General features: G+C 35.5%; 6 protein-coding genes. 4 read left to right on the top strand and 2 right to left on the bottom strand.

Going from position 1 to position 13,967, the window contains the following annotated elements:
- Window positions 1-78: 78 nt before the first annotated feature.
- Entirely contained in the window at window positions 79-2,706 is a 2,628-nt protein-coding gene (locus A6I66_RS07705) for a mechanosensitive ion channel family protein (RefSeq protein WP_067147314.1), read from the top strand.
- Window positions 2,707-2,804: 98 nt separating this feature from the next.
- On the opposite strand, the gene A6I66_RS07700 is transcribed toward A6I66_RS07705, so the two are convergent.
- Both A6I66_RS07700 and A6I66_RS07695 read right to left on the bottom strand, forming a co-directional pair.
- On the bottom strand, window positions 2,805-4,160 hold the full coding sequence (locus tag A6I66_RS07700) for a UDP-N-acetylmuramate--L-alanine ligase (protein ID WP_067147313.1): 1,356 nt from the start codon (window positions 4,158-4,160) through the stop codon (window positions 2,805-2,807).
- Window positions 4,161-4,367: 207 nt separating this feature from the next.
- Complete coding sequence (locus A6I66_RS07695; protein WP_245683444.1) at window positions 4,368-5,378, bottom strand: tetratricopeptide repeat protein; 1,011 nt, start codon at window positions 5,376-5,378, stop codon at window positions 4,368-4,370.
- Between the two features lie 156 nt (window positions 5,379-5,534).
- On the opposite strand from A6I66_RS07695, the gene A6I66_RS07690 reads away from it, so the two are divergent.
- Genes A6I66_RS07690 through A6I66_RS07680 form a run of 3 tightly spaced genes read left to right on the top strand, consistent with a single transcriptional unit; the run spans window position 5,535 to window position 13,950 of the window.
- Window positions 5,535-12,023 carry an alpha-2-macroglobulin family protein gene (locus A6I66_RS07690; protein ID WP_067147312.1) on the top strand — a complete coding sequence of 2,163 codons (6,489 nt, stop codon included), beginning with the start codon at window positions 5,535-5,537 and terminating at the stop codon, window positions 12,021-12,023.
- The gene (locus A6I66_RS07685) at window positions 12,023-12,532 is read left to right on the top strand and encodes a hypothetical protein (RefSeq protein ID WP_067147310.1); all 510 of its coding nucleotides are present in this window, start codon (window positions 12,023-12,025) and stop codon (window positions 12,530-12,532) included. The genes A6I66_RS07690 and A6I66_RS07685 overlap by 1 nt, the downstream gene beginning before the upstream one ends.
- Window positions 12,529-13,950 (top strand): T9SS type A sorting domain-containing protein, encoded by a 1,422-nt coding sequence (locus tag A6I66_RS07680; RefSeq protein WP_067147308.1) that lies wholly within the window; start codon window positions 12,529-12,531, stop codon window positions 13,948-13,950. The genes A6I66_RS07685 and A6I66_RS07680 overlap by 4 nt, the downstream gene beginning before the upstream one ends.
- The last annotated feature ends 17 nt before the right edge of the window (window positions 13,951-13,967 follow it).

The following is a 13,967-nucleotide window of genomic DNA, read 5'->3' as shown; positions in this document are numbered from 1 at the left end:
CCCTGTTTTTAAAGCCTCTGAAACCTCTTAATACATTATACAAAACAGTATATTTGTATGATAAATTCAGCCTAAAAAATGACACCTAAGTATTTTTTATCAGCATTATTATTATGTTTCTCTATTCTTGTAAACGTAGAAACAACAAGTGCTCAAGGAATCATTCCTGAACAAGAACAAGCCGATAAAACGAAAATAGATTCTACCAAGGTACAGCCAGAGGCCATTCCTCTTATCAGTATTGTACGGAGTATAGAAGAAACGAATAACGAGATTAAAAATATTCAGAGAAAAATTAAAATTCCTGAAAGTATTAAAAAAATTGATTCGCTTCTCCCAATGTACTCCCAGTTTCTAGAGCTAGAAGGCAAGCGTACCGAACATTTTATAAAAGCCAATCCAAATAGCCAGAAAGTAAACAAAACCATGATTACATGGGGTGAGTACTTATCGTACCTATCGAAATGGACAGAAACAATAAACGATCAAGTAGAGCGTAATTCCATACTTATTGAGGACATACTTAACAAAGCCGAGGTTTGGCGATTAAGTTATCATAATGCCTTTGAAAACGAAGCTCCTGAAGAAATTTTAAATGGAATTAAAAAAACCTTAGATGCTGTTGAAAACACTAAAAAAACCATCTTAGAGAACAATAATTATTACCTAAGATTAGAGACCAAATTAAGCGAGCAAACCAACTATGTTGAGGATGTTAGAAATGACTTATTAAATTTAAAAAACTCTGAAGTTTATAATTTGTTCCACTTAAGGCATCCCCCTATTTGGAAAACCTCTTTTAAACGCACCCCTAAAGAGTTAGAGGAACAGAAACAAATTAACGAATTAGAAGAAGAATCTGCTTCAATCCCTAATTTGGACGATGGCTACATGAAGGGCTTTATCATGTTCCTCATTTTCATTGCACTTTTCACCCTATTATTTAGGTATTTTAAACGGGGATTTTTAAAATACCCTTATGAAGATAAGGACGAAAGAATCATTGATGCCAAAAACCTCATATTAAAAAAAGACAAACTTTGTGTATTGTTTTTATCACTACTCTTCGGCGAAATGTTTTTTAGCAACTTACCCAAATTAGCAAGTGATATCATTACGCTTTTCACACTTTTTACGGCCATCCCCCTCATTATGCCTATCATGTCTGAAAAGTATAAGCGAATTTTATTTTGTGTTGTACTATTTTTTATCCTAAACACCTCAAAATCATACTTATGGTATTCTTCTTTAGGTTACAGACTGTATCTACTTGGAGAAGCCATTGTCGTAATTATCATTCTCTATCATTTTACATCACCCTATCTTAAAACATTAAAAACTTTTAAAAAAGGGTTTAGCAAACTCCTTTTTCAATTGGTTCCAGTGGTGTATTTTTTAAGTTGTGTATCCATTATATCTAATATTTTAGGCTTTACGAATTTAACAGATATTACCCTGAAAATTAGTACTCAAGGTGGCATTATAACCATGGTTTTTTATGCTATAACACTAATTATTAACGGTATTGCCATTAGCGTTATTCATCGACATTTTACAGTAAAACAAACCTACAGTTTTGTAGAACGAAAAAATATTGAAAACAAAGCTTTAAAACGCATACGAATTACGGCCTATATACTCTGGGGCATATTCTTTTTAGGCATGGTCGATTTACTTCGTCTTATCTTTACTTTCTTAGGCGACACACTATCAGAACCCTATAAAATAGGAAGCCTCACTTTTACCTTGGGAGCTATTGTTAGTTTTTCACTTATCCTGTTCTTATCTTTTACTCTTACCAAACTAGTTTCCTTTTTAATTAATGATGGTGATGGGATACTTCGTTTTTTAAAACTCCCTAAAGGGATTCCTGCTGCGATTTCCTTAGTGATTCGTTATTTCATTATTGGCTTTGGAACCATATTAGCCTTATCGGCTTTAGGTATTGATTTAAGCAAATTTAACCTCATGGCCGGCGCTTTGGGTGTGGGTATTGGTTTCGGATTGCAAAACATAGTCTCCAACTTTATTTCGGGCTTAATTTTAGTTTTTGAACGCCCTATATTACCTGGTGACACCGTTGAAGTGAATAACCTTTTAGGTACCGTTTCCCGTATTGGCATCCGTGCTTCCAACATTAGCACATTTGATGGTTCGGAAGTAGTAGTACCCAACAACAATTTAGTTTCCAATGACCTAATAAACTGGACACTCTCAAATAACATAAAACGTATTGAAATTTTAATAGGAACAACTTATGATTCTGATCCTAATGAAATTTTAAAGATATTAACCGAAGTCGCAAAAAGTTTTGATTATATCTTAAAAGACCCTGAACCTCGCGCCTTATTTAATAATTTCGGTGATAGCTCATTAAACTTCAGATTACTTTTTTGGGTACATTATGAGTTAGGCTTACAAGCAAAAAGTGATATTTCAATTGGTATTTACAACAGATTTAAAAAAGAAGGCATTGAAATTCCGTTCCCACAACGCGATCTTAATATTAGAAATGTTCCAGAATCTTTTCAATTCAATCCTACTCAGATCCCGACTGAAATTCCCAACATGGACAAGGAAGAAGATTTGGATAAAAACATGAAACGTCCTATCGTAGATCCTTTAAAACCGGATATGGATTCTGATGGGTCTAACAGTAATGGAGACAGTGATGGCCCAGATGCCGATGCTGAACCTGTTAAGTAGGTTAATGGTTAATGGTTAATGGAAGCTACAAATTGACGCTTTAACCTCGCGATTACACGATTAAACATATCAACAGTTAAACAACAAAAACCAGCACTTTACACAACCAAAGTCTTGACTTCTTCAAAATTCAAACCACCGTAATTCCCTGAACTCATTAAAAGCAATGCTTTATTTTCTAAATTTTGAGTAAACAGGAAGTTTTTAAAATCTTCAGGGTTTGTATAAATAATTAAGTCGTCGCGCTTAAAAGCTTGCGCAATTTGTTCGTGAGTCACCTTTTGCAATTTCTTTATTTCTACGGCATCTGGAGAATAAAATACTACAGGAACATCGGCAGCATCTAAAGCGCCTTTATATTCTTTTAAAAACTCAGCATTTAAGCTGCTATAGGTGTGAAGCTCTAAACAAGCAATTAAAGTTTTATCTTGATATTGCTCTTTTACCGCTTGGGTTGTGGCTGCCACTTTACTAGGTGAATGTGCAAAATCCTTATAGGCAACACTAGTTTTACCTTGGGCAATTTTTTCTAAGCGTTTACTAGCCCCCTTAAAGGTTGCAATGGCCTCGTAAAAATCATCTTCATCAATACCCATATGCTGACAAATCCATTTGGCGCCAGCAAGATTATTTAAGTTGTGCTTACCAAAAACTTCAATAGGTAAATCGCCTTCGGAAGTTTCTAAAATGGTTTCGCCATTTTGAACCGTATAATCTGGTGTATGATATGGTATTTTACGAATTGGATTTGGGCTGGCTTCTACAACACGCTTTACTTCGGGATCCTCTTCGTTATAATTAATATTACCTCCATTTACAATAGAATCCACAAAAATACTAAACTGTTCTACGTAATTCTCGTAAGTTGGAAACACATTAATATGATCCCAAGCAATACCGCTTAATAAGGCGATGTTCGGCTTGTATAAATGAAATTTAGGACGTCTGTCAATTGGTGAGCTTAAATACTCATCGCCTTCTAAAACGATGAAATCATTTTCTTCGGTGAGTTTTACCATCACATCAAAACCTTCCAACTGGGCACCAACCATATAATCGACATCGCGATCGTGATAATGCATAACGTGCAAAATCATAGAAGTTATGGTGGTTTTACCATGGCTTCCTCCAATAACAACCCGTGTTTTATTTTTGGACTGCTCGTATAAAAATTCTGGATAACTGTATATTTTTAGTCCGAGTTCCTGAGCTTTAAGCAGTTCTGGATTATCGGCTTGAGCATGCATTCCTAAAACCACAGCATCTAAACCATTGTTTATTTTTTCTGGATACCATCCAAAAGCTTCTGGCAATAAGCCCTTCGCTTCTAAGCGTGATTTTGACGGTTCGAAAATGGTGTCGTCACTCCCAGTGACCTGATATCCTTTGTTATGTAGTGCGATGGCAAGATTGTGCATAGCTGCACCGCCAATAGCTATAAAGTGTACGTTCATGCTGTATTTTTGAATGTACCAAATATAGTTTTTTCGGGCTGAAATCGCGAATGAAAGCCTTTGAAAATATAGAATTATACTTTAAATCTTGTAACGCCTTTAGTAAAGAGTCTGCGCTAGTGATTGCAGAGGATAGCTTTTGGCGAGCGGCTGCATCGAGCCAAAACTAGTAACGAAAAGCACGACCCTTGTGGTAGCGCCAAAAAATTACATGCCTAGAATCTCTATTTTTTCATCTTTAAATTCTGACTGATTAGGTAAAGCTTTAAGTGAGAGGTTTATATGTTTTAAAGCCACATTTTTTTTGTTTTGATAGCGATAAATTTGTGCCATTCGGTAATGCGCCCATGACTCTGGCGCTTCATCGCCAGTTTTAAAATTTTCAAGATAGGAAGTTAAATTCTGTTTCCCTTTTTCTAGTTGAATTTGAAATTTAGCAGCCACTTTTCCTATCTGATATTTAAGAATATTTTGATTGAGTTTTTCCTGTGCCTGTTCTAAAATTTCAATCGCTTTATTTGGTTTATTATGGGCCTCATAAAGATTAAATAATGAAAAATAACAGGTTAGAGAGCCACCTACTTGAACCGCTTTTTTGTAATTGGTTTCAGCTTGTGCAAAGTCATCGTCATACTCATAAATAAAACCCTTAGCGAGATAACCATCTACCTTTGAAAGCGCTTTTAGTTCCGCTGCATATTGAAGTGCTTTAGTCATACTACCACCAACAATGCCTGGCATTTTCATATACAAATGAACTAGCGCCCAACGTGCATCGATGTGTGTTTTATCCAATTCGGATGCTCTTATAAAAGCCATTTTTATATCACTTACATACATCATGGCTTTGAGTTTATTCTCTATAGCCATCATGCCTAAAACCATCCCGTAATTGTAAAAATACTGCGCATTTTTGGTTTCTTTTTCAAGCACATTTTCATAACTATCAATAGCTTCATCCCATTGTTTTTGATAACCATAAGCATCGCCTAAAAGCGCCTGTGCTTGAATATTATTTGGATCTTTTTTTAAGTAATTCAGCAAAAATATTTCAGCCTTTTGATACTGCTTTTTTTGAAATAACGCATCGACCTCAGCTTTATTTACTTGAGAAAAACTGATGATAGGCAACAAAATGAAAATCCAAATTTTAGACATAACTGTGTACATTAAATCTGATGTAATCGCTATTTTCGTTCTAGAATCTATTGAATTCAATGAAATAAATATGGTAAATTAGCCCCTTTATTTCTAGGTAAAATCATTAACTTACGCGATTAAACAAATGCTTTTTCAAAAACTATCTTTTGGAACGGCTTTTGAGACCCCACTAAACTACAAAATAAATACATTCTGAAAACAAATTCAGCATATATGAGGCATACGCTATTATTAATTATAACTCTTCTCTTTTCTACCCTCTCTAACGCGCAAAACCCTTATACCGATTTATGGGCAAAAGTTGAAGCTTTTGAAGTACAAGGCTTACCGCAATCGGCTTTAAAAACGTTACGAAGCATTGAAAAAAAGGCCAAAAAATCTGAAAATCACGAACAAATTGTAAAAGTTTTGCTCTACAAGAGCAAATTCAACCTGATTTTAGAGGAAGATGCTCAGGTTAAAATTATTGAAGAGTTTAAATCTGAAATCACTAAGAATGAGAGTCCTACCAAAAACATTCTCGAAAATATTCTAGCACATTTATACTGGCAATACTACACACAGCATAAACATCAAATATATAAACGCAGTAAAACGTCTGAAAAAGCAAACCACGAAGATTTTAGAACTTGGGATTTACAAACCCTTTTTAATGAAATTCATATACATTATCAAAATGCCTTACGTAATGAAGACGTTTTAAAGCAGGAGTCTTTAAATGATTATCATGCGCTCATTGTAAAAAAGAACAATTCTAGTACCTACAGACCTACTTTATTTGACTTTTTAAGTCATAATGCCTTAGAATTTTATAAAACAGATGAAACCCAAATCACCAAGCCATCTTATAAATTTGAACTAAACGATCAGGCATATTTAGCAGATGCCAAAACGTTTTCTGAAATAAAAATCACTTCTAAAGATTCTACTTCGCTTCAATATAATGCCTTAAAAATTTATCAATCACTTATTAAATTTCATCTTAAACAAAACAATTTTCAAGCCCTTAGTGATGTAGACATTGAACGCATTAATTTTGTATCGGAATATGCCACTTTTAAAAACAAGGAAGCATTAGAACTGAAAGCCCTTAAGAATGCAAGCAACGCTATTACAGACCAAGAAAGCACAGGTCTTTATCGTTTTGAAATCGCATCCATTTACTTTGAACAAAGCAAGTTATACGAACCCCAAATTGGTGAAAACAATCGCTGGAAAGCCAAAGAAGCTTTAGATATTTGCAACTCTATTATTTCGGCGTTTCCAAAAAGTAGAGCTGCACAAAAATGTGTGGTTTTAAAATCGCAAATTGAAAACTTGCAACTTGAGGTTCTTTCTGAAAAAATAATTCCTATCCAAAAACCATCACGATTACTTGTTACTTATAAAAATCTAGATAGTTTAGAGTTTAAAGTTTATAAATTCACTAAAGAACAAAGCAAAACATTTAATGACTTATACCGAAAAGATCAGAAAGTCACCTTTTTAAAAGATTTCAAACCTACTGAAACTTGGATTAGCAAGCTAAGAAACGAACAGGATTTCCAAAGTCACACTACCGAAATCATTATACCTAAGCTAAACAGCGGCAATTATTTAGTAGTTGCTACAGTAAAAAAAGACGAAGACACCTTTGCTTTTGAACATATTCAAGTAACGGATTTGGCAGTTCTAGAAACTGAAAGTCAGGAGTATAAAACCATCCAAATTATAAATCGAAATCATGGGGCGCCTATTGTAAATGCACAGGTTGAAGCATCGTATTACCCAAACAATTCAAAAACACTAGAAACTAAATCGTATAAAACGGATCACTTAGGAGAATTTCAAATTAAAAAAGGCGAAAACTGGCAAAGAAACATCAAACTAAAAGTTACCAAAGACCAAGACACGGCTTATTTTGGTGACTACTATCTTAACAAGTTATACACGCAACAAGACCAATCAAATACCACTTATAGGTCCTTTATTTTTACCGATCGCAGTATTTACCGTCCCGGACAAACCGTTTATTTTAAGGCGATTGCCATGCAAGTGAATCGAGGAAAATCGCAAGTTTTAGAAAGCACCCCAATTCGAGCGACACTTTACAATGTTAATAGAGAAGAAGTAGGAAAATTGGCACTAACGACCAATGATTTTGGTTCGGTTTCGGGCGAGTTTATCCTACCAAACAACGGACTAACGGGAAGCTATTCTATTAGAATTGATGAGAAAGATGGTAAGCTGCCTCTCACTTCTACCACATTTTTTTCTGTTGAAGCTTACAAGCGTCCTAAGTTTGAAACGACTTTTGAACCGATTACAGAAACTTTTAAGGTAAACGATTCTATAACGGTGAAGGGTCAAGCTTTGGCTTTTTCTGGAAGTCAGGTTTCCGATGCTAAAGTGGTGTACCGCGTACAACGTAAAGTGGAATATCCGAGATTCTATTTTTACCAACCTATCCAAAACTCCTATTCGAGTCAGGAGATAACACATGGTGAGACCACAACAGACGCTTTAGGACATTTCAACATTATATTTAAAGCCATTCCAGACCAAAGTACGAACCCTAAAAGCTTACCAATTTTTAATTATGAAGTCACTGCCGATGTTACCGACATTAATGGTGAAACCCATAGCCAAACCACCACTATAAAAGTTGGATATCATGCCTTAACAGCGACCATGCAGCTAGCCACTGAATTAGATAAAACTAAAGTAAACCACCATATCGATCTGGTAACCGAAAACCTAAACGGTAGTTTTGTACCAACATCCGGCCGCATAAAAATTTACAAACTACAAGCGCCTAATTACGTATTAAGAGAACGTCCATGGCCTGCGCCAGACTACCAAGACATCCCTGAAAATACTTTTAGAGACCTATTCCCATTTGAATCCTATAACAATGAAAACGACTCCAACCAATGGAAAAAAGGAGCATTGGTTTTAGAAAAACAATTCAATACAAAAGATGCAACTAGTATAGAGTTAGGCCAAATAAACGACTGGGAGTCTGGACAATATTTGGTTGCACTAGAAACCAAGGATAAATTCGGGCAAGTGGTAACCGATGAAGTAAAAACAACACTTTATAGTGATAATGACAAAACTTTAGCCGATAACCAATTATTTAGCATAACAACCAATAAAAGCACTTACAACGTTAATGATACGGCTCTTATTACTATTGGTTCATCTGCTCATAATGTTTCAGTGAAAATAAGTATCGAGAAAGACAAAAAGATTGTTAAAACAGAAATTATAAAACCGAATAACAACAAGAAAACTATTAGTATTCCTGTTACAAAAGAAGATGTTGGCGGTTTTGCTGTGCACTATAGCTTTGCTGTTTTTAATAGTTTCGTTTCAGGCATTACTGCAATTTCAGTACCGTACCCAAGTACCTCATTGGACATTCAAACCATAACATTTAGAGACAAAACCCAACCAGGAACTGATGAAACTTGGCAGTTTAAAATTAAAGGGCCTCAAGGTGAAAAAGTAAGTACAGAATTATTAGTAAGCATGTACGATGCCTCATTGGATGTTTTCAAACCACATACATGGAATTTCAAACCCATTTCGGAACCTATATATTACTCCCGAAATTTCACTCGAGCCTACAACAGTTTCGGAACACAAAACTTTAAAGTCTACAACCCCGAGCACCTTACAAAATATCCCGTACAGGAATATGATGAATTCAATTGGTATGGCTTTAATATGAATGACGATAAAGCTCACAAGCGTTACCTAAACCAAATACGCTCTAAACATGAGTCTAAACACAGTAGCTCAGTAAAAAAAGGTCACGTTGCCGGTACTGTTTACGACGAAACTGGAGCACCTATTCCTGCAGTAAACGTTATTATTAAAGGAACGACTCGAGGGACAATGACCAATTTTGATGGTAATTACTCATTAGAAGCCAAAAAAGGAGATATTTTAGAAATTAGCTATATAGGTTTTGACACTCAAGACATTCAAATAAAAGACAAAAACTTTTTTCATACCTACTTAACTTCAAATAATGCTCATTTAGATGAAGTGGTTGTTCTAGGATATGCTGCGGCACCACCAGCAGTCACCGAGATAAATTCAGCTAGTAAAATAACCAGTTTAGATGACGAAGCCGATGTTTCAAATGTCACAGGCGCTGTTGTATCTATTCGAGGCAATAGCAGTTTTTCTAATAGCAATAAACCACTTTATGTTGTAGATGGTAAAATTGTAAAAGATATTAGCAACCTTGCACCGGAAGACATTATATCCGTAAATGTTATAAAAGCTAATGAAGCTACCGCCATTTACGGTAGTCAGGCTTCAAATGGAGTTGTGGTAGTTAAAACCAAGCAAGGTTTGAAAAACATTCAGAAAGTGGATATTAGGAAAAACTTGAAAGAAACCGCTTTTTTCTTTCCGCAGTTAAAAACCGACAAATCAGGAAACATCAATTTTAGTTTTTCTACACCTGAAGCTTTAACCCAGTGGAAACTGCAATTGCTAGCCCATACAACAAGTATGGAGAGTGCTACAAAAACCTTAACTACGGTGACACAAAAAGAATTAATGGTTACCCCAAATGCACCACGTTTTTTACGCGAAGGCGACCAAATTACCATCAGTTCTAAAATTTCAAACCTTACAGATAAAGCTATTACAGGTGAAGCTATTTTAATGCTTAGCGATGCGCTTACAGGAACAGATATTAATGTAAACCTAGGAAATGCAATAAACAGCAAAGCTTTTACGACCAAAGCGCATGGTAACACCGAAGTTTCTTGGAGCTTAAATATTCCTAAAAACATTCAAGCCATAGATTACAAAGTAATTGCTAAATCGGCAACGTTTAGCGATGGCGAACAAAACACGGTTCCCGTCCTTTCTAACCGCATTTTGGTTACAGAAACCTTGCCTATGTGGATTAAAAGCGCCGATACTAAAACTTTCAGTTTAGACAAGCTAAAAAATCATTCGGCGAACTCTAGCACCTTGAAAAATCATAAATTAACTTTAGAAGTTACTTCAAACCCTGTCTGGTATGCTGTTCAAGCCCTGCCCTATTTAATGGAATACCCTTACCAGTGTAACGAACAAACATTTAGCCGATATTACGCCAATACATTAGGGCATTTTATGGTGCAGGCTAATCCGAAAATTAAAGCAGTTTTTGAACAATGGAAAAATCAAGATGTTTTAATTTCAAACCTAGAAAAGAATGAAGATTTAAAATCCATACTCATTCAAGAAACGCCTTGGTTACGCGATGCCCAGAGTGAAACTGAACAAAAAAAACGTATTTCCCTATTATTTGATTTGAATAAAATGATTTCTGAAAGCCAAATAGCCATTCAAAAATTATCAAAAAATCAATTAGAATCTGGTGCGTGGGCTTGGTTCGAGGGCGGCCGTGAGAACCGTTTCATCACCCAACATATCATTTCGGGTTTCGGGCATCTTAAGCATTTAAATGTGACTTTTGAAAACCCTACGGAAATGCTTGAAAAAGCCCTAGCATATTTAGATTCAGAGTTTGTAAAGACTTACGAAAACCTAAAGCTACACAACCCAAAAGTTAATTTAGAAGACGATCATTTAAATCCGATTCAACTACATTATTTATACTTACGAAGCTTCTTCCCCGAAATTAAAGCATCGGATAAAGTTGAAGCGACCAAAGCTTATTACTTATCTCAAATTGAAAAACATTGGCTAAGTCAAACTTTATACGCCAAAGGCTTAATGGCTTTAATAACCTTTAGAAATACCCAGGAAAAAACTGCGCATAAAATTATCGCATCCCTTGAAGAAAACAGTATCACTTCCGAGGAAATGGGTATGTATTGGAAAGAAAACAAGAGCTCTTGGCATTGGAGTCAGGCCCCAATAGAAACGCAGTCTCTTCTAATTGAAGCCTTTTCAGAAATTTCAAAGGACACCAATACCATTGACAATTTAAAAATCTGGTTACTTAAAAACAAGCAAACCAACCAATGGAAAACTACAAAAGCCACTACCGATGCCGTTTACGCATTACTGCTTCAAGGCAGCGATTGGCTATCGGTTACAGAAATGGTTGATGTAAAAATTGGCAATAAAACCATCAATCCAACTAAATTGGAGAGTGTTAAAGTTGAGGCGGGAACCGGCTATTTTAAAACCTCTTGGCAGGCTTCAGAAATCACACCTGACATGGGACAAGTGACGCTCACTAAAACGGGTGAAGGTATCGCATGGGCAGGTTTGTATTGGCAGTATTTTGAAGATTTGGATCATATCACATCAGCAGAAACCTCGCTACAATTAAACAAAAAACTATTTCTTAAAAAGAATACCGATTTTGGAGAAGAAATCACAGAAATCACGACGAACACCAAACTCCATGTAGGTGATTTAGTGCGCGTACGCATTGAGTTAAAAAGCGACCGAAACCTAGAATTTCTTCATATGAAAGACATGCGCGCTTCAGGTCTAGAGCCTGTTAATGTGATTTCGAAATACAAGAGACAAGATGGCTTAGGTTATTATGAGAGTACTCAAGATGCCAGTACCAACTTCTTTATGGACTACTTGCCAAAAGGGGTGTATGTATTTGAATATGATTTACGTGTTAATAACGCCGGCAGTATGAGCAACGGCATCACTACCATACAAAGTATGTATGCTCCAGAATTTAGCAGTCATAGTGATGGATTAAGAATTAAAATTGAATAATGATTTTGAATAGGTTTATTAAAAAACCACATATCACTACTTTTACGATTGGCACACTTTTGTTGTTTTTATGTGCTTGCGGCATAAAAAAGTCAAATAATGAAGAACCTATAGCAGTTGAAGAACATTCAAAAATCATCTTTCTAACTTACATGATTTCTGAAGCCCCTTCGGGAGAAAGAAGCATGAGTTTTGTAAGTCAAAAAATCGTTGAGGGTCAGTTAAAAAATAACAGTTCAAATACCATAAAAAATGCAACTGAAGGTGATTTAATTTGCTCGCAGTTCGACGGCCAATCAAAACTTATAAGTCGTAGTTTAATTAAAAATCCGTTAAATAAAACCATTGAATCTTTAACGCCATCTCAAAGTTTTGAATCGACAGCGTTGAACCTTCAAAAAACAAAATTTTCAATTAGAATCGGGTTAAAAAACGAAACTAAAATTATTACTATTAGTAACTTTGCAGACTCAAAAAAACTGATTAGTACTAAGATAACACTAGAATGAAAAAACAACTTATCCTTGTCATTTCTATTTTGTTAACCATCGGTCGCCTTACCGCACAGACCTTTCCTATTGCCGTTATCAAAAATTCAGGTGATGATGACAAGAAAATCAATATTGTAATTTTAAGTGAAGGATATCAAGCGGGTGAATTGGATAAATTTATTTCTGATGCTACAACCTTTACCAATAGAATATTCAACACAAGCCCCTTTAAAGAATACAGCAGCTATTTTAATGTTTATGCCTTAAAAATACCATCTAATGAAAGTGGTGCCGATCATCCTGGAACAGCTACCGATTACACCGAACCTTTACATCCAGTAAAGTATGTCGACACTTATTTTAATTCGACTTTCGATTCTTTTGGCAAACACTATCTACTCTATTATGAAATAGATAGCGCTTCTGCAAACGACACCGAAACTAAAATTATCAATGTACTAGCCGATAATTTCCCAAATTACGATCAGGGCTTAATATTGGTAAACACAGCACATTACGGAGGCAGTGGGGGTGATTTTCCAGTAAGCTATTCAGGCTACTGGGGCGCTGCCGTAGCCATGCATGAAATGGGGCATTCCCTTTTTAAGCTTTTTGATGAGTATTATCCTGGAGATGATTTAGCTGGTGAAGGCATTAATATGACCCAAGAGACCGACCCCACCAAAATACGTTGGAAAAATTGGTACAACGCTAACCAAGCTGGAATACACCAACACCATTACAAAGGCACTCCTAAAGATTGGTATAAGCCTAATAGCGGGACTTGTATAATGGAAAGCGTAGACAAACCTTTTTGTCATGTATGCAAAGAAGGTATTGTTGAAAAAATTCATGAACTCACCAGTCCGATTAACGCCTATACACCTAATGAATCTACAGTAGAAGTAGAAAGCTTTCCCTTAGAATTTGCTTTAGATTTGACCAAGCCTAATCCGAATACTTTACAGAGTACTTGGACTTTAAACCTCAACGACATAGCAAGTAATGTGGATGTAGTTTCAATTTCTGAAGCTGATTTATTGAAAGGCACAAACACCCTAACAACAGTCATTACCGATGACACTAGCTTATTAAAAGTTGATAATCATGAAACGATACATGCTTACACGGTAACATGGACTCTCAATTACGACACTTTAGGGCTAACGGATATTGAAAGTGGCACACAAAAGTTTAGCCTCTCCTTTTATCCAAATCCTGTTAGTGATTATTTGAATATCTCCTATGAAAACAATAATCAACAGCCTTTAAGATTGGAACTTGTTGGTATGGATGGCAAACTGATTAAAAGCATGAATTTATCGCCATTAACAGATCAAAAAATAGATTTAAGCTTTTTAAGTACTGGCGTTTACTTAGTACGTTTTTACTCAGGTCCTGTTTTAATTTCTAGCAAACAACTTATCAAACAATAAGTCATTAACTCAAACCA

It is taken from the genome of Pseudotamlana agarivorans (assembly GCF_001642835.1).
Classification (GTDB): Bacteria; Bacteroidota; Bacteroidia; order Flavobacteriales; family Flavobacteriaceae; genus Pseudotamlana; species Pseudotamlana agarivorans.
This window is presented reverse-complemented; position numbering and strand designations above follow the sequence as displayed.